19 protein-coding genes are annotated in these 21,877 nt (G+C 72.1%); 5 read left to right on the forward strand and 14 right to left on the reverse strand.

What is annotated here, in order from left to right; genetic code table 11:
• Window positions 1–17 precede the first annotated feature (17 nt).
• The 8 genes from GVL03_RS11790 to GVL03_RS11825 all read right to left on the reverse strand — a co-directional run bounded on the left by GVL03_RS11790 (window position 18) and on the right by GVL03_RS11825 (window position 8,864).
• Window positions 18–1,544: a GMC oxidoreductase gene (locus GVL03_RS11790; RefSeq protein ID WP_159501197.1), complete on the reverse strand. Its 1,527-nt coding sequence runs from the start codon at window positions 1,542–1,544 to the stop codon at window positions 18–20.
• Complete coding sequence (locus GVL03_RS11795) at window positions 1,541–3,088, reverse strand: GMC family oxidoreductase (RefSeq protein WP_159501198.1); 1,548 nt, start codon at window positions 3,086–3,088, stop codon at window positions 1,541–1,543. The genes GVL03_RS11790 and GVL03_RS11795 overlap by 4 nt, the downstream gene beginning before the upstream one ends.
• A 2-nt stretch (window positions 3,089–3,090) precedes the next feature.
• Entirely contained in the window at window positions 3,091–4,587 is a 1,497-nt protein-coding gene (locus tag GVL03_RS11800) for an aldehyde dehydrogenase (protein ID WP_159501199.1), read from the reverse strand.
• Between the two features lies 1 nt (window position 4,588).
• A complete protein-coding gene (locus tag GVL03_RS11805) occupies window positions 4,589–5,746 on the reverse strand; it encodes an amidohydrolase (protein WP_159501223.1) in 1,158 nt (385 codons plus the stop codon).
• Window positions 5,746–6,420, reverse strand: coding sequence for a DUF1028 domain-containing protein (locus GVL03_RS11810; RefSeq protein ID WP_159501200.1), 675 nt, complete (start codon window positions 6,418–6,420; stop codon window positions 5,746–5,748). The genes GVL03_RS11805 and GVL03_RS11810 overlap by 1 nt, the downstream gene beginning before the upstream one ends.
• Window positions 6,417–6,845, reverse strand: coding sequence for a RidA family protein (locus GVL03_RS11815; RefSeq protein WP_159501201.1), 429 nt, complete (start codon window positions 6,843–6,845; stop codon window positions 6,417–6,419). The genes GVL03_RS11810 and GVL03_RS11815 overlap by 4 nt, the downstream gene beginning before the upstream one ends.
• The gene (locus GVL03_RS11820; RefSeq protein WP_159501224.1) at window positions 6,842–8,188 is read right to left on the reverse strand and encodes an NAD(P)/FAD-dependent oxidoreductase; all 1,347 of its coding nucleotides are present in this window, start codon (window positions 8,186–8,188) and stop codon (window positions 6,842–6,844) included. Before GVL03_RS11820 ends, GVL03_RS11815 begins: the two co-directional genes overlap by 4 nt.
• 100 nt (window positions 8,189–8,288) lie before the next feature.
• Window positions 8,289–8,864 (reverse strand): flavin reductase family protein, encoded by a 576-nt coding sequence (locus tag GVL03_RS11825; RefSeq protein ID WP_159501202.1) that lies wholly within the window; start codon window positions 8,862–8,864, stop codon window positions 8,289–8,291.
• Between the two features lie 375 nt (window positions 8,865–9,239).
• Here GVL03_RS11825 and GVL03_RS11830 point away from each other — a divergent pair, with 375 nt between their 5' ends.
• The 5 genes from GVL03_RS11830 (at window position 9,240) to GVL03_RS11850 (ending at window position 14,570) form a co-directional block, all read left to right on the forward strand.
• Window positions 9,240–10,187, forward strand: coding sequence for a sugar phosphate isomerase/epimerase (locus GVL03_RS11830; protein ID WP_159501203.1), 948 nt, complete (start codon window positions 9,240–9,242; stop codon window positions 10,185–10,187).
• A 40-nt stretch (window positions 10,188–10,227) separates the two neighbouring features.
• Window positions 10,228–11,607 (forward strand): ABC transporter substrate-binding protein, encoded by a 1,380-nt coding sequence (locus GVL03_RS11835; RefSeq protein WP_159501204.1) that lies wholly within the window; start codon window positions 10,228–10,230, stop codon window positions 11,605–11,607.
• 75 nt (window positions 11,608–11,682) lie between these two features.
• On the forward strand, window positions 11,683–12,645 hold the full coding sequence (locus GVL03_RS11840; RefSeq protein ID WP_159501205.1) for a carbohydrate ABC transporter permease: 963 nt from the start codon (window positions 11,683–11,685) through the stop codon (window positions 12,643–12,645).
• A 3-nt stretch (window positions 12,646–12,648) separates the two neighbouring features.
• Window positions 12,649–13,503, forward strand: coding sequence for a carbohydrate ABC transporter permease (locus GVL03_RS11845; RefSeq protein WP_159501206.1), 855 nt, complete (start codon window positions 12,649–12,651; stop codon window positions 13,501–13,503).
• A gap of 143 nt (window positions 13,504–13,646) precedes the next feature.
• Window positions 13,647–14,570 (forward strand): LysR family transcriptional regulator, encoded by a 924-nt coding sequence (locus GVL03_RS11850; protein WP_159501207.1) that lies wholly within the window; start codon window positions 13,647–13,649, stop codon window positions 14,568–14,570.
• Between the two features lie 52 nt (window positions 14,571–14,622).
• Here GVL03_RS11850 and GVL03_RS11855 read toward each other — a convergent pair whose 3' ends face one another.
• The 6 genes from GVL03_RS11855 to GVL03_RS11880 form a co-directional block, all read right to left on the reverse strand.
• A complete protein-coding gene (locus GVL03_RS11855; RefSeq protein ID WP_235038141.1) occupies window positions 14,623–15,795 on the reverse strand; it encodes a glycoside hydrolase family 3 N-terminal domain-containing protein in 1,173 nt (390 codons plus the stop codon).
• Between the two features lie 181 nt (window positions 15,796–15,976).
• Window positions 15,977–16,840, reverse strand: a complete 864-nt coding sequence (panB, locus tag GVL03_RS11860) for a 3-methyl-2-oxobutanoate hydroxymethyltransferase (protein WP_159501208.1) — start codon at window positions 16,838–16,840, stop codon at window positions 15,977–15,979.
• A gap of 61 nt (window positions 16,841–16,901) precedes the next feature.
• Window positions 16,902–17,753: a pantoate--beta-alanine ligase gene (gene panC / locus GVL03_RS11865; RefSeq protein ID WP_159501209.1), complete on the reverse strand. Its 852-nt coding sequence runs from the start codon at window positions 17,751–17,753 to the stop codon at window positions 16,902–16,904.
• Window positions 17,750–18,532 (reverse strand): Rossmann-like and DUF2520 domain-containing protein, encoded by a 783-nt coding sequence (locus tag GVL03_RS11870; RefSeq protein WP_159501210.1) that lies wholly within the window; start codon window positions 18,530–18,532, stop codon window positions 17,750–17,752. Before GVL03_RS11870 ends, panC begins: the two co-directional genes overlap by 4 nt.
• Before the next feature lie 245 nt (window positions 18,533–18,777).
• Window positions 18,778–21,291, reverse strand: coding sequence for an RNA helicase (locus tag GVL03_RS11875; protein WP_159501211.1), 2,514 nt, complete (start codon window positions 21,289–21,291; stop codon window positions 18,778–18,780).
• A 64-nt stretch (window positions 21,292–21,355) separates the two neighbouring features.
• Window positions 21,356–21,793: a pyridoxamine 5'-phosphate oxidase family protein gene (locus GVL03_RS11880; protein ID WP_159501212.1), complete on the reverse strand. Its 438-nt coding sequence runs from the start codon at window positions 21,791–21,793 to the stop codon at window positions 21,356–21,358.
• Between the last annotated feature and the right edge of the window lie 84 nt (window positions 21,794–21,877).

Raw genomic sequence — 21,877 nt, forward strand, 5'->3', positions numbered from 1 at the left:
CGGGACCGACAGCGCGCTCACGAACCCGCTCCGGAGCGGAGGATGCCCCGCGCCGCACGCACGACGGTGACCATGCCGGCGAGCGTCGTGTTCGCCGTCATGGGCGTCGGGATGACCCCGTTGCCGGCGACGTAGACGTTCCGGGTGCCCCGGACGAGCCCGTCCGGATCGCACACGCTCGTAACCGGGTCGACGCCCATCCGCACCGTTCCGGTGTAGTGCAGCGACGAGCCGGGCACCAGCACCTCGGAGTCGCGGCCGGGCACGAACTCGCCCAACGCCTCGCCCGCGCTGCGCTGGGCCTCCCGGCCCTCGGCGATCGTCCGTCGGTCGGTGTCGGAGTACGAGAAGCGCACGCGCATGCGCGGCAGCCCCGCCGCATCCGCCTCGGTGTCCGAGAACTCCACCCGGTTCTCATCCCGCGTCTCGGTGGGAATGTACCAGGAGAGCTGCACGAAGTAGCCGAGCGGCGTGCGCAGGTCCTCGTCCAATACGAGAGCGCTCATGATCTGTCCCTGGAAGGGCTGCCGTGCATCGCTGTGCGGCAGCCAGTGCGAGGCGACATGCCATTCGCCCCGGAGCGGAGGGCGCAGCGCGGCCAGCTCGAGCGGGACCTTCTCGGGGTCGACGAGCACGCGCCCCGACACGAAGACGTGCTCGTTGAGGTGGCTGCCGAGCGCCGACGGACGGATTCCCGAGGCGAACAACAGCTGCGGCGTGCGCATCGCATCGGCGCACACCGCGACCCGCGCCGCCGTGACCTCGCGCTCCCCGCCCGTGGGCAGATGGCGAATGCGCGCGCCCCTCGCGATGGCGCCGTCCATGACGAGGCCGAGGCACAGCGAGTCCGCCAGCAGCGCGAACGCCGGGTCGGCTCCGTCGGCGATCGGCGGGAAGATCACGTTGGGCCCCGTGCGACGCAGCGGCCCGCGGCGGCAGGCATCGCCGGTCGGCTGCACGGCCATCGGCATGGCCTGCACACCCCGTCCGGGGTCGCTGGTCTGCGCGAACATCTCGCGCAGACGATCGATCACCGGCGCCGCCGCCGGATCCTGACCGTAGGGATCGGGATGCACCTGCAGCAGCTCCTGCGCACGCGCGAGATCGGCATCCCACTCCGCCGCGCCGTCGAAGGCGAAGACCTCCGCGCCGTAGGGCGTCGGAGTCGCGGCGGTCCAGTGGGCGCCCATGCCTCCCGAGTTCCAGGCGACGGCGGCGCCCGGAAGCTGCGCGGCGTCCTCGCCGAAGGAGCCGAGGTGGTAGACGCCCGGCGCCGCGCCGACGACGGTCGAGCCCGGGTCGGGCGCGGCGACGACGCCGACGTAGTGCGCCTGCGTGCCGGCCTCGAGGCTGCGGTTGTAGCGTCGCCACAGCTCGTCGTCGTCGACCTCGTGCAGGTGCTGGCCGCGGGTCCCGCCGATCGTGGGCCCCGTGTCGACGATCGCGATGCGTGCCGCGGGGTCGGCGTCGCGCACGGCGCGGGCGAGCCCCGCGCCCATCAGGCCGCCGCCGACGATGAGCAGGTCGAACTCGGGGCGCGTCATGCCCGGGCCCCGGCGTCGTCGCGGATGAGGTCGGCCGCCCGCTCGGCGACCGTCATGATCAGGCCCACCGGGTTGAGGGCGGAGAGGGTGGGGAACGACGAGGCGTCCACGACCCGCAGCCCGTCGATGCCGCGCACCCGCAGCCGCGGGTCGAGCACGGCGAGCGGGTCGCCGTCGGCTCCCATCGGGCAGGTGCACGAGACGTGGTAGACGGTCTGATGCGTCTCGCGCAGCACGGCCGACAGCTCCTCGTCGCTGTGCACCTCGGGCCCGGGGAACACCTCGCGCACGAGGTGGGAGGCGAAGGGCTCGGTGGCGGCGACCTGGCGGGCGTTGCGGACGCCGGCGACCAGCATCCGCTCGTCGCGGCCCTCGGGGTCGGTGAAGGAGCGGTAGTCGATCGAGGGCGCGTCGTCCGGCGAGGGCGAAGTGATCCACACCCGCCCGCGGCTGCGCGGCTTGGCGACGTTCGGCGCGAGCGAGAGGTTGTTGGCGGGCAGCACCGCGCCGTAGCGCTCGGCGTGCACGCCCCAGGTCTCGAGCGGGATGTGGGTGGAGACGTCCGGCACCGTGCTGTCGTCGTCGACCGTGACGACGTAGCCGGCGTCCCATCCCGTCGCGCTGACGGCGGTGCGCTCGCCGCGGGCCTCCCACACGATCAGGCCCTCGGCGTGATCCTGCAGGTTCTCGCCGACGCCCGGCAGATCGAGCAGCACGTCGACGCCCGCGGCATCCAGCACCACGCGCGGGCCGATGCCGGAGCGCATCAGCAGCGCGGGGCTGTCGATCGCGCCGCAGCTGACGATCACCTCGCGGCGGGCGCGCAGCTCGCGCGCCGCCCCGTCGGCCGTGCGCACGATCGCGCCGACGGCACGCCCGTCCTCGATCACGAGCCGCTCCACGAGGCCGTCCAGCGTGATGTGCAGGTTCTCGCGCCGGTCGGCGCCGTCGCGGCGGAGGTACGCGTACGACGCCGAGGACCGGTGGTTGGTCTCGGGCTCGTAGCCGATCTCGAAGTAGCCGGCCCCGCCGAGCAGCTCGGTGTCGTTCCAGCTCTCGCGCACCGGCACGTCGAGTGCCGCCGCGGCGGCGTCGATGACGTCCTGCAGATAGGGGTTGCGGTCCTGCGCGGGGATCGGCGTGATGTGCGCGAGCAGCCGGTCGAAGTAGGGGTTCACCGTCTCGTAGTCCCAGCCCTCGGCGCCGAGGTCGACCCATTCGTCGAGGTCGCCGCGGAGGGGACGCCACGCGATCATGGTGTTCGCGGTCGAGCAGCCGCCGAGGATCCGCAGCCGCGCCTGCCGGATGAAGGAGTTGCCGCGCTCGTTCGGGACGCTCCGGTAGTCGAGGTCGTACTCGCCCTCCAGCATCTCGGCCCAGCGGCGGATCGAGTGCGCGCGCGGCTCGTCGGCGTCGGAGGGACCGGCCTCGACGAGGCCGACGCTCATGGCGGTGTCCTCGCTCAGCCGCGCCGCGACGATCGAGCCGGCGGTGCCGCCGCCGAGCACGAGGTAGTCGACGAGGTCGGGGGTGTCGTAGGCCATGCTCATCCTTCCTGGGGCCCCGCGAACCAGGTGGTCTTCAGCGAGGTGAACTTGTCGAGGGCGTGCAGCGAGAGGTCGCGGCCGAAGCCCGACTGCTTGACGCCGCCGAACGGGACGGTGACGTCGAGGGCGTCGACCGTGTTGACCGACACGGTGCCGGCGTTCAGGTCGCGCGCGACGCGGCGGGCACGGGCGAGGCTGTCGGTGAACACGGATGCCGCCAGGCCGAACTCGCTCGCGTTCGCGCGGGAGACCGCCTCGGCCTCGTCGCGGAAGGTCGACACCGCCAGCAGCGGCCCGAAGACCTCCTCCCGGGAGATCACCGCCGCGTCCGGCACGTCGCGGAATGCGGTGGGCTCGACGTAGTAGCCGCCGCCGGCCTCGTGGAGCCGGTTGCCGCCGAAGGCCAGCGCCGACTCGACACGGCCGGCGGCGACGTAGCCGAGCACCCGCTCCAGCTGCCGCTCGCTGATGAGCGGACCCATCGTCGAGGAGGGGTCCAGGGGGTTCCCCACGCGCAGTGCCGCCGCACGCGTCCGGATGCGTTCCAGCAGCTCGTCGGCGATCGATTCCTCCACGAGGAGGCGGGAGTTCGCCGAGCACACCTGGCCGGAGCAGCCGAAGATGCCGAAGACGGCCCTGTCGGCGACCAGGTCGAGGTCGGCGGCGTCGGCGAAGACGAGGTTAGCGCTCTTGCCGCCGCACTCCAGCCAGACCTGCTTCATGTTGGACTCGCCGGCGTAGCGCAGGAACAGCTTGCCGACGGTGGTGGAGCCGGTGAACGCGACGGCGTCGACATCGGGATGCCGGCCGAGCGCTTGGCCGGCCTCCTCGCCGTAGCCGGGCACGACGTTCAGCACGCCGTCGGGCAGCCCCGCCTCGACGGCGAGCTCCGCCAGGCGCAGCGCTGACAGCGGCGACTCCTCGGCGGGCTTGAGCACGACGCTGTTGCCCGCCGCGAGCGCGGGCGCGAGCTTCCAGATCGCCATCTCGAGCGGGTAGTTCCACGGCACCACGGCGCCGACCACGCCCAGCGGCTCGCGGGTGACGATCGCGAGATCCGCCCGGGCGGTGGGGGCCACCTCGCCGTACTGCTTGTCGATCGCCTCCGCGTACCACTGCAGGATCGCCGCGGCGCCCGGGATGTCGGTGGTCGTGGTGTCGGTGATGAGCTTGCCGCCGTCGAGCGTGTCGAGCAGCGCGAGCTCGTCGGCGTGGGCGCGGATCGCCTCGGCGAGGCGCAGCAGCACCGCCTTGCGATGGGCGGGCGCTGCGCGCGACCATCCGCCGGCGTCGAACGCGCGGCGGGCTGCGGCCACGGCGCGATCGACGTCCACGGCCTTTCCGCGGGCGACCGTGGCGAGCACGAGGCCCGTGGCGGGATTCACGGTGGCGAACTCCTCGCCGTCGGCGGCGTCGGCGAACGCCCCGCCGATGAAGGCGCGGCGTCGTGGCTCGACGGAGCGGGCGAGCTGCTCCCATTCGACTCGGGTGCGCATGTCAGTCCTCCTGGGATGTCGTATCGGCGAGCACCGCATCGATGGCGGTCTGGGCCAGCAGCACGGCGCCGTCGCGCACCGCGCGGTCGGCGGCGGGGGCGGCCGCGGCGGTGGCGAAGGCGGGCTGGTGGTTGACCGCGGGCAACGAGTCGATCCCCAGATACGGATGGAGGGCGCGCACCCGCTGCGAGACGTTGCCCATGTCGGTGGAGGCGGTGGCCATCCCCCGCGGCCCCGTCTCGTCGACGTCCATGTCGCGACCGAGGGCTGCGGCGCGGGCGGCGAACAGCCGGGCGAGCCCGTCGTCGTTGCGGAACTCCGCGTAGCGGGGGCTCGTCTCGACCAGCTCCCACGTGCATCCGGTGGCCTGCGCGCCCGCGGCGAAGCAGGCCCTCACCCGCTCGAAGGCGTCGTCGAGCTCGGCGAGGGTGTCGGCGCGCACGTACCAGGAGCCGCGGGCGAGGTCGGGGATCGCGTTCGGCGCCGTGCCCGCCTCGGTGAGAATCCCGTGCACGCGCGCGGAGTCGGGCAGCTGCTGCCGCAGCAGGCCGATCGCGACCTGGGCGATCGTGAAGGCGTCGGCGGCGTTGCGTCCGAGGTGCGGGTAGGCCCCGGCGTGCGAGCCGACGCCGCGGTAGACGACCTCGAAGTGCGCGACGGCGCGGGGCCGGGCGTACACGGCGTCGGCGGGTCCGGGGTGGATCATCATCGCGAACGCGAGGTCGTCGAAGCATCCGGCCTCCAGCAGCGGGATCTTTCCTCCCCCGCCCTCCTCGGCCGGGCTCCCGATCGCCCGGATGCGGATCCCGAGCTCGTCGGCGAGCCCGGCGAGGGCGCCGGCGGCGCCGAGGGCGGCCGCGGCGATCACGTTGTGGCCGCAGGCGTGCCCGAGTCCCGGCAGCGCGTCGTACTCGGCGACGAGACCGACCGTGATCGGCCCCTCCCCGAACTCGGCCACGAACGCGGTGGGCAGTCCCGCCGCACCGCGCCGGACGGCGAACCCGCGATGTTCCAGCTCGTCGGCCAGCAGCGCCGCCGCGGCGTGCTCCTGCCAGGCCGTCTCGGGGTTCGCGTGCAGCCGGCGACTGATACCGAGGAGCGCCTCGAGCTCGGCGTCGATGCTCTCGGCCGCCCGCTGCGCGAGCCCGCCCGCATCCATCACAGGTCTCCGGGCACGCCGTACGACGGCGCCTCCACCGGGGTGACGGCACGCGTGAGGTAGTCCTGCTTCTGCGGCAGCCAGAGGGCCAGCAGCCTCGTCAGCTCGGCGGCGGGGTCGTCGGCGTCGTCGACGCGCAGGTCGGTCACCCGCCACGCGGCGCGCTCCACGACGGCGAGTCCCGCCGAGCGCACCGGGCCCTCCTCGCCTCCGGCCGCGAGCGCGCCGAGGAAGCCGGCGAGCAGGCGCTCCTCGAAGGTGGCGGCGACGCTCGCCTCGTAGGACTCGAGCATCGCGCGGGGCACGTGAGCGCCCGCGAGCATGTTGCCGGCGGCGACGCACTGGTCGCCTGCCGCGTCGGCGTACGTGCCCAGCGCGCGGTCTCCCGAGAACACGGCGGTGCGCCCCTCCCGGTCGACGACGGTGAGCTGCCGGAACCGCGGATACGGCTCGGAGGCGGCGACCCGCGCGATCGCATCCGTCGCCGTCGCCCCCTGCTCGAGCAGGTCGAGCAGCGCCGGGCCGAGCGCCGGGTTGGTCACGTTCTGCGAGGCGGCCGCACCTACGCCGGGACGCAGGTGCAGGCAGCGCGAGGCGACCGCCGGGCTCGACGAGCTGATCACCATGCCGAAGGCGCCCGTCCGCGGGTCGCGCGCGGCGAGGGAGAAGGTCATGACGCCTCCCCGCTGATCACGGCGGTCGCGTCGATCTCCACCAGCCACTCCGGCCGGGCGAGAGCCTCCACTACGAGCCCCGTCGACACCGGGTACACACCCTTCAGCCAGCGTCCCATCACCCGGTACACCGCCTCGCGGTAGCGGATGTCGGTCACATAGACGACCACCTTCACGATGTCGCGCAGCCCGCTGCCCGCCTCCCGCAGCAGCAGGTCGATGTTCGCCATCGCCTTCTCCGCCTGCGCCGCGACGTCGCCGACGCCGACGCTCTCCCGGGTCTCGAGATCCTGCCCGATCTGCCCGCGCAGGTAGACGACGCCGTTCGCGACGACGGCCTGGCACAGATCGTTGTCGAGGCTCTGCTCCGGGTAGGTCTCCTTCGTGTTGAAGGGACGGATGCGGGCGTGCGTTGGCGTGCTCATCGGGTGCTCTCCGTTCCGAGGGCGACGGTGCCGGACAGCCGCGCCGCATCCTCGATCCCCGCGACCGCGACGTACCCGGTCGCTGCGGGCCCTGCGTCGGCGGCGTATGCGGCGTAGCCGCGCTGGATCACGATCTGGTCGGCCAGGTATTTCGCATCGTGCCACACTCCCCAGATGAAGCTCGATCCGCGGCGCGACTGCCATGGCAGCCCGAGGAAGTAGACGCCGGGCTCGGACGACACCCCGCGTCGGTGCTCCGGCCTGCCGTTCTCGTCGAACGCATCGACCTGCAGCCAGCCGTAGTCGGCGGCGAAGCCGGTCGCCCAGACGATCGACGTGATGCCCGCGCCTGCGAGGTCGAGCTCGAGGACGGGGTCGGTCACGCACTCCGGATCGGGTCCCAGGACGTGAGCGGCTGCCTCCTCGGGGAGGTCGAGGCCGTTGCGCTCGACGTACGCGTCGGCCTCGGCGAGCAGCGACAGGTAGTTCGCATCGCCGTTCGCGACGTTGGCGGCGAGGTCCGTCGCGAAGCGGATGCGTCCGTCGGCGAACGACACGGCGCGGCCGACGAGCTCGATGCCGTCGGCGGCGAGGGCACGGAAGTCCACGGTGTGGCCGCCGTGCGCCCCGCTGACCGCGATCGTGACGTGCTCCGCGCCCCGTGGCGGTGTGGCCGCCTCCCACTTGCCGAGCACCCCGAGCCACCAGACGAAGTCGCGGCCGCGATAGCGCCGCGGGGGCCGGTCGTGCGGTCCGACGGAGAGGTGCACCTGGCGGCCCGAGGCCCGGAGCTCGTCGGCGATCTGCACGCCCGACGACCCGGCTCCGACCACGAGGACGGCGCCGGCGGGCAGCTGCTGCGGGTTGCGGTAGGAGCTGGAGTGGATCTGCACGAGTCCCGCGTCGTCGGGGACGAGCGCCGGGATGACCGGCCGCTGGAACGCGCCCGTCGCGGCCACGACGTAACGTGCGTCGATGGGCCCGTCCGACGTCTCCACGCGAAAGCCGGCCCGGCCGACGTTCTTGCGCACCGCGGTCACCTCGACGCCGCACCGGATCGGCGCCCGGCACTTCTCCGCGTAGGCCACAAGGTAGTCCGCGACCTGATCCTTCGACGCGAAGGAGTCAGGGTCCAGATCCGCGATCTCCAGTCCCGGGAAGCGATCGTGCCACGCAGGCCCGTTCGCGACCAGGGAGTCCCACCGCTCCGAGCGCCACCGCTCGGCGACGCGGTGGCGCTCCACGACGAGATGCGGCACGCCGTGGCCCATCAGGTGCTCGCTCATCGCCACGCCGGCCTGGCCCGCTCCCACGACGAGGACCTCGATCTCCTCGCTCACCATCGCGACCTCCGCTCCGTCACGCGCGGCGTTCACCGCTCACCGTCGATGCAGCTGCCGCGGTCGCCCGTCATGGGTCTCCGGTCCTCGTCTCCGATGCGGATCATCGTGCGTTCCTGGTCCTCTCGTAGGGGGGATGGGCCGGGGGGAAGTCGGGGAAGACCGACAGCGGGAGCTCCTCGACGCGCCGGTAGACGCGCTCGAGGGAGAGCAACGGCTCGCCACCCGGAGTGGAAGAGACGTCGCGCACCTCGCCGATGACGACCACGTGGGTGCCGACATCATGCGTGCCGACGACGCGGCACTCGAACGAGGCCAGGGCGTCGCGCAGCTCTGGACCGGAGGGAGCATCCTCCGCCCAGTCTCCGCAGGCGAACCCGTCGTGCCGGGCGCCGTCCGACCGCTGCTCCGCGAACGCATCGGAGACGCGATCGTGCCCGACCGCCAGGTGGTTCACCCGGAAGGCGCCGTTACCCGCGATCGCCTCGGCGAGCGGGCCGCGCCCGTCGAGGCAGGCGAGGAGCGTCGGCGGCTCGTCGGTCACCCCGGCAACGGTGCGGACGGTCTGGCCGAACCTGCCGGCAGGGCCGTCGGTCGTGACGACGGCGACCGAGGTGGCGACGCCGTCCATCGCACGGGCATAGCGATCGTGCAGGGCGGCTTCTGCAGGTTCTGGCATGTCGGTGCTCCACGGGGTGCGGCGTTGACGCCGTCAGACGAGCGGGATTCGACCCGCGAGACTCCCAGTGTTCGGTGAGACGCCCGAGCGCGGCAAATGTGCTGCGCGCAAGTCATGCATCGAATACACAGATGCAACGACGCGGATACATCTGCGAAACACATTCGAAATCTGCTCCCGACGAGGGTGCTCCTTCACGCGGGGCAGACCGCGCGTCCCTCCAGCCGCACCATGTTTCCCCGGTGTTTCCCGTCCCGCGATCGCACCGCGACTTCGGCGATTTCGATGGACTGCATCTGCTCTCGCTGTTATGCCCTGCGTCACCGCGCTCCATAGGCTCCCCAGCAACCCGACCGGCCCCCGAAAGGCATCCCCGTGAACGACCCCCGCCCCCCGCGCTTCGGCGTGGAGCTCTACACGTTCGCAGATCCCGCGTTCTGGGGACTGTCGGGGGCAGACGAGCTGGCGCGCCGAGGAGCCGATGCGCCGCGCGCCCTCTGGGACCGCGTGCTCGACCTGCTCGACGAGAGCGGTGCCACCGCGTTCGAGGTCGGGGGCGCTCCCTTCGACCGGGGAACCGCCGTCGCCGCCTACGGCAGCGTCGACGCCCTCTCGGAAGTCCTGGCCGAACGCGGCCTCTCCCTCAGCGGGGCCTACCTTCCGGAGCTCGAGGATCCGGCCTGCTACGCGGGCCGGGGCACCACCGCGCTGCTCGAGGAGACCCGCACGCACGTCGACTTCCTCGCCGAGATCGGCGCCACCTGGCTCATCGGCAGCGTCCCGCCCCGGACCACCCGCGGCCAGGGACGCACTCGCTTCGTCGGCATCGGCGAGGTCGAGAGGCAGGCCGAGGTGCTTCACGAGGTGGGACTCATCGCACACCGCGGCGGCATCCGATTCGGTCTGCACACCGAGTCGCACTCCGGAATGTGGCTCGAACGAGACATCGACCTCTACATGCTCGCCACCGACCCCTTCTACGTCGGGCTGTGCCCCGATGCCGGGCATATCCTGCTCGGCGGAGGCGACCCCGTCGCCGTCGCGTCCCGGCACCGGCAGCGCCTCGTCGCCGCCCACTGGAAGGACGCGACCGGTCCGATCTCCTGGGACCTCCGCATCGACGAGACGGTCTACGAGCATCATCGCGAGCTCTGCCGCATCCCCGGCGCCGGCATCGTCGACTGGGCCGCCTGGAGCTCGGTCATGGCGCAGGCCGGTCTCACCGACCCCGTACTCATCGAGATCGACGCCTCGCCGAGGCCGATCGCCGACGTCCGCGCCGCGATCGACCACCTCGCACCGATCGTCGCGCCTCTCCGCTGATCCGCGCACCACCCGAACCCCACATCACTAGGGAGACACCATGCACCAACACACCCGCCGCCGGGCCGTGCTGCCGGCGATCACCACTCTCGGCGTCGCGTCGCTCCTGCTCGCCGGCTGCGCCGACGTGGCCGGCACCGACGACGCATCCTCCGGCTCATCGAGCCTCTTCTCCGCCGAGCTCATCACCGCCGCGACCGACCGCGCGACGGAGATCGCCGACGGCCAGGACCTCGACGGCACGACCGTGAGCCTCATCGCCTCCTGGGGCGGCGATGAGCGTGAGCGGTTCCTCGCCACCCTCGAGCCGTTCGAGGAGGCCACCGGCGTCACGGTCGAGTTCACCGGCACGGAGGACAAGGACACGATCATCCAGACCAACATCGAGGCCGGCACGCCGATCGACATCGCCTCGCTGACACCGGGCACCCTCGCCCGCTACGCCGAGACCGGCGACCTGCACGACCTCAACGAGCTCGTCGGCGAGGACCTCCTCACCGAGAGCTTCGCGGACGGGTTCCGCTCGGCGACGACGATCGACGGCGCCAACTACGGGCTCTGGACGATGGTCGACAACTACATGCTCTGGTACAACCCGAACAACTACGACGGCCCGACCGGCGTTGACGTCACCTGGGACGAGCTCACGGACTGGGCCGCGGACACGGCGGCGTCGGGCACGACACCCTGGTGCATGGGGCTGAGCTCCGGAGCGACCACCGGCTGGCCGGCCGCGTACTTCACGCAGCACCTGCTCATCAAGCAGGCCGGGCCCGAGTTCGTCAACGCGCTGGCGTCCGGCGAGGCCTCCTGGGACTCGCCCGAGGTACGGGCGGCGTTCGATCTGCTCTCGCAGGTCGTCGCCGACGACGAGACCGTCTACGGCGGCCCCAGCGGCATCCTCTCCACCGACCCGGGCGCGGCGCACGCCGGCATGTACACCGATCCGGCGAACTGCGAGATCGAGCACTGGGGCACCTGGACCGCGTCCATGGTGCTGTCCTCCGACCCGTCGCTCGAGCCGATCACGGACATCGACTTCCTGCCGCTGCCCACGGTCACCCCGGAGTACGCGGATGTCGACGGCTACAGCGGCACCATCCTCTCGGCGTTCTCCGACCGCCCCGAGGTGGCCGCGCTCATGACCTACCTCGCGTCGGCCGAGCACGCGGACCTGATCGCCGCCACCGGCAACTGGGTTCCCGCCAACACGGGGGTCGACCCCTCGGTCTACCCGAACGAGATCCTCGCGAACATCTCCGAGGAGATCCTGGGCGCGGACACCCTGGTCCTGTTCCCGCTCGACGCGGTCTCCGCGCAGATGTACGCGCAGTTCAACAAGACCGCGGCCGAGTTCGTGCAGGACCCGTCGACGCTCGACGCGAACCTGGCCACCATGGCCTCGCTCGCGGCCGGCTGACACATCGCCACTGGGTGCGGTGCGGGCACATCGCCCGCACCGCACCCAGCTCGAGTTCCCTTGAAAGGAGGGGCGGTGGACTTCAGCGCCCTCTCGACCGCCGTCCTCGGCGTCCTTGTCATCCCCCTGGCGGTCATCGCCTGGCTCTTCGTCGGAGAGCGCCTCGTCGACCTTCTTCCGTACCGCCGGCGGGAGGGCGCCCGCGCATGGGCATGGCTGCTCCTGCCAGCGCTTCTGGGCGGAGCGATCCTGCTCTATCCGCTCGTGCAGACGGTCGTGCTCTCCTTCCAGGGGTCGGACGGCACCGGCTGGGTCGGGCTCGACAACTTCGCCTGGGTGTTCAGCGACCAGGTGCTGCCGGTGCTGCGGAACAACCTCCTCTGGGTCGTCGTGCTCCCGATCGCCGCGCTCGCCATCGGCCTCGTGATGGCCGTGCTGGCGGACCGCGTGCGCTACGGCGCCGTCATCCGCACCGTCATGCTCCTGCCGACGGCCATCTCGCTGGTGGCGGCGGGGGTGATCTGGCGACTCATGTACGCGTATCAGCCCTCCGGATCGGAACAGCTCGGCACGATCAACGCGCTCATCGACGTGCTCGGCGGGGAGACCGTCGCGTTCCTGTCGGATCCCGCCATCGCCACGTTCTCGCTCATCGGCGTGGCCGTCTGGACGGACGTCGGACTGGCGATGGTCATGCTCTCCTCGGCCCTCAAGAATGTCGACCAGGAGACTACCGAGGCCGCTCAGCTCGACGGAGCGGGACCGTTCCGCGTGTTCTGGCACATCACGGTCCCCCAGATCGCGCCGACCATCGCCGTCGTGTACACGACCGAGGTGATCTACGCCCTCAAGGTCTTCGACGTCGTCTACGCAATGACCAACGGCGGCTTCAACACCGACGTCATCGCCAACCGCATGTACTCCGAGCTGTTCCGCGCCCAGGAGTTCGGACACGCGGCCGCCATCGCCGTGGTCCTCCTGGTCGCGTCGATCCCCGTCATCGTCTCCAACGTCCGGCGATTCCGAGCGGAGCGCTAAGCCATGTCCCCCACCGCCGTCCGCATCTCGCGCGCCGCGCGCCGCGCACCCGTGCACCTCACGCTCATCCTCGTCACCACCCTCTGGGTCGTCCCGCTGGTCGGCGTCATCGTCTACGCGTTCAGAACGCCGAACGACGCGGTGACCTCCGGGTGGTGGACGATCATCACCGATCCGCTGTTCACCGTGCGCAACTTCGCCGACGCGATCACGACCGGTGGCATCGGCCGAGCGCTGATCAACAGTCTCCTGATCACCGTCCCGACGACGATCCTCACCGTGCTGCTGAGCGCGATCGCCGCCTACGCCCTCGCGCGGATGAGGTTCCGCGGCCGGGTGGTGGTGCTCGTCAGCGCCGTCGCGCTGCTCGTCGTTCCTCCTCAGCTCACCCTCGTGCCGGTGCTGCGGCTCTTCCGCGAGCTCGGCCTGGTCGGCTCCATCCCCAGCGTGTGGTTCTACCAGGTCGGCTTCGTCATCCCGTTCGGGGTCTTCCTCCTCTACGGCTTCTTCCGCGCCTTCCCCGGGGAGATCCTCGAAGCCGCCGCGCTGGACGGGGCCGGCCCCGTCCGAGCGTTCTTCCGCATCGTCGTCCCGACGTCCGTGCCGGCCCTCGCCGCGCTCGCGATCATGCAGTTCATGTGGTCGTGGAACGACCTGCTCATCCCCCTGCTGTTCCTCGGCAGCGCCTCCGACGCACCCGTGACGGTGACGGTCGCCGGGATGATCCAGTCGACGGGCGGCGGGCTCAGCATGGTCACGGCCGGAGCGATCCTCGCCATGATCGTGCCGGTGGTCGTGACACTCGTCCTCCAGAGGTTCTTCATCCGCGGAATCCTCGGCGGAGCGGTGCGAGGGTGACCGAGCGCCTCCGTTCGAGCCGCCGGCTCCCCTTCGAACCGCGCCGTCTCCATAGATCCAACAGATCCCGCGCGCATGGGGCATCTGCGAAACACATGCGAAACGCTGACGCCGCATGATGGGGGAGGAGACATCACCGCCTCATGAGATCATCCCGAGAATTCACGCTCACGCAGCTGAGCTACTTCGCGCGCGCCGCGGAACTGGGCTCGATGACCGACGCCGCGGTCGATCTCTTCATCGCGCAGTCGGCCGTGTCGAATGCGATCACCCAGCTCGAGAAGACGTTCGACACGCAGCTCTTCATCCGCCACCGTACGAAGGGCCTCCAGCTGACGGCCACCGGGACGGAGCTGCTCACCCGGACCCGCGCCATTCTCGGCGCGGTCGACGACACCTACGACGCGTTCCGCCCCGATGCCCTCGACGGAACCCTGCATGCGGCCTGCTTCCCCAGCCTGGCGCCGTTCTTCCTCCCGCAGATCATGCTCGACCTGGCGCAGCAGCATCCCGGTATCGAACCGCACATCCGCGACTATGCGGCCGACGAGATCGTGCGCTCCCTGAGCAGCCGCGCGATAGACATCGCCCTCACCTACGATCTGGGCCTTGGCGACGGCATCCGCAAAGAGCGCCTGGCCACGGCTCCCCTCTACGTGGCCCTCGCCGAAGACGACCCCCTCGCCCTCCGCGGGCGTCTGTCCCTCGCCGAGCTCGCGACCGAGCCCATGGTGCTGCTGGACATGCCCATCAGCCGCGACTACTTCACCGACGTCTTCACGAGTCGCGGCCTCACACCCACCATCCGCTACCGCTTCGCCAGCTTCGAGGCGGTGCGGGCAATGGTCGCGCGCGGACACGGATACTCCCTGCTCCATCAACGCCCGGCGGTGGGTCGCACCTACGACGGCGGTCGCATCACGGCCGTGCCGCTCACCGACGACGTTCCCGGTCTCGACATCGTGCTCGCCAGCCGCGAGGGCGAACCCCTCAACCGCAAGGCCGCCGTGTTCGCCGAGCATTGTCGCGCGGCGCTGAGCGCCGCCGTCGCCGGCGCTCGGCCGTAGCGGCGCGGCCCGGATCGAGCAACGCTCCGCCGACGCCCCGGGACGAAGCAGGTCAGGGGAACGTGGACTTGAGATCGAGGATTCGGCCGGCCGCCGCATCCACCTTGGCCGCGAACCCCGGGTCGGCGTGCGCCCGGGCGAGCACCGCGTCGTACATCTCGGGGAGGACGGAGGGATCGGCCGACACGAGCAGCAGATCGACTCCCGCGTCGATCGCGAGGATCGCGCGGTCGGCGGGCGCCCAGCGGGCCACCTGTGCGGTCGCCGACAGATCGTCGGTCATCACCACGCCGTCGAATCCCAGGGCCTCGCGCAGCAGGCCGGTCACGACCGGCGCGGAGAACGCGGCGGGGGCGCTCGGGTCGATCCGCTGGTAGACCGCCGTGGCCATCATGACGACCGCCGGCCCCTGGGGCAGAAGCGTGCGGTAGACGCTCACGTCGGGAGAATCCGCTCCGACGACGGTGTCGACGACGTCCGCCGCGTAGTCCGTGTTGCCGGTCACCCGCCCCAGGCCCGGGAAATGCTTGAGGGTCGGCAGCACGCCGGCGTCCCGCATCCCCTGCGCGAACGCGCCGGCCTTCGCGGCGACCGTCGCCTCGTCGAACCCGTACTCGCGGTTGTAGATGCCGATCGGCTTGTTGTCGCGCGCCGTCTCGGGGCTCGTCACGATGTCGGCGACCGGGGCGAGGTTCATGTCGACGCCCGCCGCGACGAGCTGCGAGCCCCACCGCGCGGCGTCGGCGCGGAGAGTCGCGTCGTCGCGCTGCGCCGAGGTGAGTGCCGTCGGCATGGGCTCGAACCCCTCGCCCGACAGCACCTGCACGTCGCCGCCCTCTTGATCGGTCGCGACCCAGAGACGGGGGGACGCCGGATCGTGCGCGGACGTGAACTGAGCCACGAGCTGCGCCGTCACGGCGGCCCCGGCCGACGACCGCCCATGCAGGAAGACCCCGCCGACGTGCCGGTCGGCGACGGCGGCGAGGGTCGTGGGGTCGGCCCCGTCGACCGAGGTGCCGACCATGAACAGCTGTCCGACCCGCTCCTCGAGGCTGAGCCGCTCGACCGGATCGACCGGGGTCGGGGTCGGGGTCTCGGTGCGGGTCGGGATCGGGGTCGGCGACGTGGTCGGCGCGGGGCGCTCCGCCGCGCAGCCCGCGAGCAGCGCCGCCGCGACCAGCACGATGGCCGCGGCCGCCCGCATCCCTCTCCCGCTCGCGCCCATGCCCCCATCCTCCCCCGAATGCCCGACATGCGCCCCGGGGTTGCGGCAGGGGCCCAGGAACTGCGGTGCGATACGCGTTCAGTCGTCGGACGCGACGCCGTGCACGGCGCTCACCCGCCTCGTCCGGCCACATCCGTGCCACGGATCCGACGACCCGGGGCGACGTCGGCACGACAGGGGCTCAGGGGCGCGCGCGCCGCGCTACGGCCGCACGAGCCGCGGCCACCGCCTCCTGCCCCGCCGGGTACACGTGCTCCGGGCCGGGGAAGACGCCGCTGCGCACCTCCTCGGCGTACGCCGTGAGCCCCGCGTCGATGTCCTCGCCGACCGCGGCGAACCGCTTGACGAAGGTCGCCACCCGCCCCTGGGTGATGCCGAGCAGATCGTGCAGCACGAGCACCTGCCCGTCTGCGGCGCCCGCGCCGATCCCGATGACGGGGATGTCGATCTCCGGCAGCACCACCGCCATCACCTCGGCCGGCACGGCTTCCACGACGAGCGCGAACGCTCCCGCATCCTGCACGGCGAAGGCGTCATCGACGAGGCGGGCGGCCGTCTGCTCCGTGCGGCCCTGAGCGCGCATGCCGCCGAGAGCCGTCGCGGTCTGCGGCGTGAGCCCGACGTGGCCGACCACCGGGATGCCCGCCCCGACGATCGCCCGGATGCGGCTGAGCCGGGCGGGTCCCGCCCCCTCGAGCTTGACCGCATCCGCGCCGGCCTCCCGCACGAAGCGCAAGGCCGTCGCGATCGCCTGCTCGTCGGACACCTCGGTCGACCCGAACGGCACGTCGGCGACGACGAGCGCCACCTCGACGCCACGGCGCACGGCGCCCGTCAGCACGAGCATCTCGTCGACGCTCACCGACACGGTCGAGGGGTAGCCCAGCACGACCTGTGCGGCCGAGTCGCCGACGAGGACGATGTCGACACCGGCCGCGTCGGCGGCGCGCGCGGTCGGGTGGTCGTAGGCGGTCACCATGACGATCTGCTCACCCGCCGCCTTCATCTCGCGGAGGCGGCGGAGGGTCGTCTGCGAGCGGGTCATGACGGCGCTCCGACGACGGGGGCACGCCCGTCGCGGATCGGCAGGGTCAGGATGTATGGCATCAACGGCCTCCGGGTGTGAGCACGGTGTTGTCGATCAGGCGGATGGCGCCCACGCGCGCGGCGATCGCCATGAGCACCGGGCGTTCGAGCACGGGCGCCGGCACGAACGTGAGCGGATCCACGAAGGCGACGTACTCGGGCGCGGTGCCCCCTTCGCCGAGGATATCCGTCGCGCGGGAGCGCAGGGCCGCCGCGTCGGTCTCGCCGGCGGCGACGGCGGTCTCGACGGCGGCGAGCGCCCGCGGGATGCTCAGGGCGCGGTCGCGCTCCTCGGGCGAGAGACGCGTGTTGCGACTCGATCGGGCGAGCCCGTCGTCGTCGCGCGAGGTCGGGCAGACCGCGATCCGCACGGGGATGCCGAGGTCGACGACCAGCCGTCGCACCACTGCGACCTGCTGCGCATCCTTGGCCCCGAAGTACGCGACGCGGGGAAGCACGGCCATCAGCAGCTTGGTGACGACGGTCGCGACCCCGTCGAAATGGCCGGCGCCGCGCCGAGCGCCCTCGAGCGTCTCGGCCACGAGACCGCGCACGCTCACCGACGTGGCGAATCCGTCCGGGTACACCTCGTCCACGTCGGGAGCGAAGACGACGTCGACGCCCACCGACCTCGCGAGCTCGACGTCGTGCTCGATCGTGCGCGGGTAGGCGGCGAGATCCGAGGGGTCGTCGAACTGGGCCGGGTTGACGAAGATCGACAGCACGACGACGTCGTTCTCGGCGCGCGCCGCGCGAAGCAGCGAGAGGTGCCCCTCGTGCAGGGCGCCCATCGTCGGCACGAAGCCGATGCTGTGGCCACGGACGTCCTCGAGATGCGCGCGCAGTCCCGCGACCGTATGGATGATCGTCATGTTGGCTCCTCTCCCGAGCGCGCATCGGAGGGCGGCGCGGCGCCGGCGAGGTCTCGCGCTGCCGAGACGAGCTCGTCGAACAACGCCAGCCGTGCGGGCAGCCTCTCCGCCACCGCGGCGCGCTGGGCCTGGACGGTGGGCTCGTCGCCACGGACGACGGGACCGGTCAGGGCGGCCCGGGCGCCGAGCACGGCCCAGTCGTCGATCGCGGCCCGTGCCAGCGGGACGAGCGCGGCGCGGTCCACCCCGGCGGTGCCCGCCAGCGCCTCTGCGACGCTCTCGAGCGCGACGACGAGGTTCGAGGCGAGGGATGCGGCGGCGTGGTAGGCCGTGCGGTCCGCGTCGGCGACCTCGAAGGGCGCCATGCCGAGCGCCGCGGCCAGCGTCTGCGCGGTGCGGAGCGCGGCGGCGCTCGAGCCGGCAAGGGCGGCGGGGACGCCGGTGAACGAACGCGTCCGGGCGGTCACGGTGATCAGCGGGTGGATGCTGAACGCCGCGTGGGGCGAGAGCGGAGCGAGCGTCGTCGCGCCGGAGAGGTGCCCGACGAGGCGGCCGGGCGCGATGAGCGCGGCCGCCTCGGCGATCGCGGCGTCGGGCACCGCGAGCAGGACGACGGCGGCGTCCTCCCCGCTCGCCCCGCGCCCCGCCGGGCCCCGGACGTCCACGCCCGCATCCGTCAGCGCCGCGACCAGCGCGGTGCCCAGCCGTCCGGCGCCGACGACGAGCACCGCGTCCGCGGCGATGGCGCCCGCGGGAGGGGATGTCGGGATCTGGGGCATGACGAATCTGCGAAGGGATGCGGCGACGCTGCTACGGCACCTCGTCCCACCGTACCCTCCCGCCGACCGCCGTGGCCCGCCCCGGCCACCCGGTGACCCGCCACCGCGACGGCCACCGCCGGACAGGTCGCCAGTCGTCGGATCGGTGGGGCGGAAGCGATGTTGCGGGGCGCGTGAGGCGCGCGATGCCCCATCGGTCCGACGACTGAGGGGTCGACACGGGCCGCCTCACGCCGTCCGCCGGGCTACAGCCGCAGCACCCCGGTCACCCGCACCACGGCGGTGCCCTCGTCGGCGGATGCGCCGAGGTCGACCTCGGCGCGGATCCGCCAGTCATGGTCGCCAGCGGGGTCGTCGAGGATCTGCTCGACGCGCCAGCTGCCGTTCGCGGCCTCCGCCTCGTCGATGACGCACAGTGCGGGCGACCGCGCGGCTCCCCCGGTGAGGATCTCGTCGTGCTCGTCGAAGTAGGCGTCGAGGGCCGCGGGCCAGCCCGCCTCAGGATCCAGCGCGACGAGCTCGTCGTCGCGCTGACGGGCGGCGAGGGTCACCCGGCGGAACAGCTCGTTGCGCACCAGCACGGTGAAGGCGCGGCGGTTCACGAGCACCGAGGGCGGGGCCGGCGGCACGATCGCCTCGCCGGGGGTCGCCGCATCCGGGTCGACGAGGCTCTCCCATTCGTCCATGAGGCTCGAGTCGACCTGCCGGACGAGCTCGCCGAGCCATTCGACGATGTCGAGCAGCTCATCGGTGCGGGCCTCGGCGGGCACCGTCTGCCGGATCGCGCGGTAGGCATCGCTCAGGTAGCGCAGGACGAGCCCCTCGCTGCGGCCGAGCTGGTACCAGGAGACGAACTCGGCGAACGAGAACGCCTGCTCGAACATGTCGCGGACGACCGACTTCGGGCGCAGCTCGAAGTCGCGCACCCACGGCTGGCCGGAGGCGAACACCTCGAACGACTGGGCGAGCAGCTCCGCGAGCGGCTTCGGGTGGGTGACCTCCTCGAGCGCCGCCATCCGCTCGTCGTAGTCGAGGCCGTCGCGCTTCATGGCGGCGACGGCCTCGCCGCGGGCCTTGAACTGCTGCTGCGCGAGCACCGGTCGCGGATCGTCGAGGGTCGCCTCGATGACGCTCACCACATCGAGCGCGTAGTGGGCTGTGCCGACCGAGCCCTCGGCGTCCGACGGGTCGAGCAGGCCGATCGCGGCGAGCGCGAACGGCGACAGCGGCTGGTTGAGCGCGAAGTTCGGCTGCAGATCGACGGTCAGCCGGATGGTGCCGTCCGGCGCCGTCTCGACGACGCCGGCGGTGCGGAGGGTCCGGAAGATCGCGAGCGCCCGACGCGCGAGCGCGTATCGGCGCGCCCGCGGCTCGTGGTTGTCGAACACGAGCGCCCGGACGGCCGCGAACACGTCGCCGCCGCGGCCGATCACATTGATCAGCATCGCCGCGGTGAGCTGCATCTGGGGGACGAGGGGTTCGGGCGGCGCCTCGACGAGGCGCTCGAACGATCCCTCTCCCCAGTTCACGACGCCGGTGGGCGCCTTCTTGCGCACGATCTTCTTGCGCTTCGCGGCGTCGCCTCCGGCCTTGCGCAGCGCCTCGGCGTTCTCGATCTCCCACTCGGGGGCCATCACGACGACGTTGCCGTAGGTGTCGAAACCGGCGCGGCCCGCCCGGCCCGCGATCTGATGGAACTCGCGTGCGCTCACCTGTCGCATCCTCGTGCCGTCGAACTTCGACAGCGCCGTGATCAGCACCGTGCGGATGGGCACGTTGATGCCGACGCCGAGCGTGTCGGTGCCGCAGATGACCCGGAGCAGCCCCCGCTGCGCGAGCGTCTCGACGAGCCGTCGGTAGCGGGGCAGCATGCCGGCGTGGTGCACGCCGATCCCGGCGCGCACGAGCCGCGACAGGGTCTTGCCGAACGCCGTCGTGAACCGGAACCCGCCGATCGCCTCGGCGATCTCGTCGCGCTGGGCCCGGGTGGCGACCTTGACGCTCGCGAGCGCCTGGGCGCGCTCCATGGCCTGGGCCTGCGAGAAGTGCACGATGTAGACCGGCGCCTCGCGTTCGTCGAGCAGCGTCTGGACCAGTTCATGGGCGGGCGTGCGGGCGTAGGAGAAGTGCAGCGGCACCGGCCGCTCCGCGCCGGTCACCTCGACCGTCGCGCGCCCCGTCCGCCGCGCCAGGTCGGCCGTGATCGGGGTCACGTCTCCCAGCGTCGCCGACATGAGCAGGAACTGCGCCCGCGGCAGCGAGAGCAGCGGGACCTGCCACGCCCAGCCGCGGTCGGGGTCGCCGTAGTAGTGGAACTCGTCCATGACGACCTGGTCGACATCCGCGTCGGCGCCGTGGCGGAGCGCCAGGTTGGCGAGGATCTCAGCCGTGCAGCAGACGATGGGCGCATCGGGGTTCACCGCGGAGTCGCCGGTCACCATGCCGACGTTCGCGGCGCCGAAGATCTCGACGAGCGCGAAGAACTTCTCGCTGACGAGGGCCTTGATGGGGGCGGTGTAGTAGGTGCGGCCGCCGCGGGCGAAGCACCCCGCGTGCGCGGCGACGGCCACGAGCGACTTGCCCGTCCCGGTCGGGGTCGACAGCACCACGTTCGCGCCGGAGACGAGCTCGATCACCGCCTCGTCCTGCGCGGGGTACAGCTCGAGCCCCCGGTCGATGGTCCAGGCGAGGAACGCGTCGTACACCGCATCCGCGTCGTCGCCGGCGGTGCTCAGGAGCTCGACGAGGGATGCGGTCATCCCCCGAGTCTGCCGGATGCAGGCTGACGACGGGCCGGGCGCCGACGCGTACGAGGCGGCGGGGCTACCAGCCGAGCACGCGCTCGGGCGTGAACACGATGAGGGTGGAGAACGTCTCGGCGAACCTCTCGAGCGGCGTGCCGTAGGCGGCGATCGCCTCGCGGTACTTCTCCTCGTACGGCTCGTGGTGGCGGGCGATCCAGTCGCTCGCACCACCGTCGACGACCTCGACCGTGCCGCGCAGCACCAGCACGTCGTCGCCGTGCGGGCCGCCGGCGTTCAGGTGCACCAGCACGCGCGGGTCGCGTTTCACGTTGGCGACCTTGACCGTGTCGGGCTCGCTCAGGATGGAGATCCGGCCGTCGTGCCAGAAGAACCACACCGGCACGGCACGCGGGGCGCCGTCGGAGCCGATCGACGTGAACCACGCGATGAGGTCGCCGGACAGCATCCGGAGGTGCTTCTCGGTCGCCGGGTCGTCGGCGCGGAACAGATCGGTCATGGGGGGCTCCTCCCTCGTGCCGCCCACCCTAGGCAGAGGCCCGGCCCCGCCGCCACGGGGTTGACGGGCGGGCGCGGACGGGCG

The sequence above is a fragment of the Microbacterium sp. 18062 genome, from assembly GCF_902706225.1.
GTDB lineage: Bacteria > Actinomycetota > Actinomycetes > Actinomycetales > Microbacteriaceae > Microbacterium.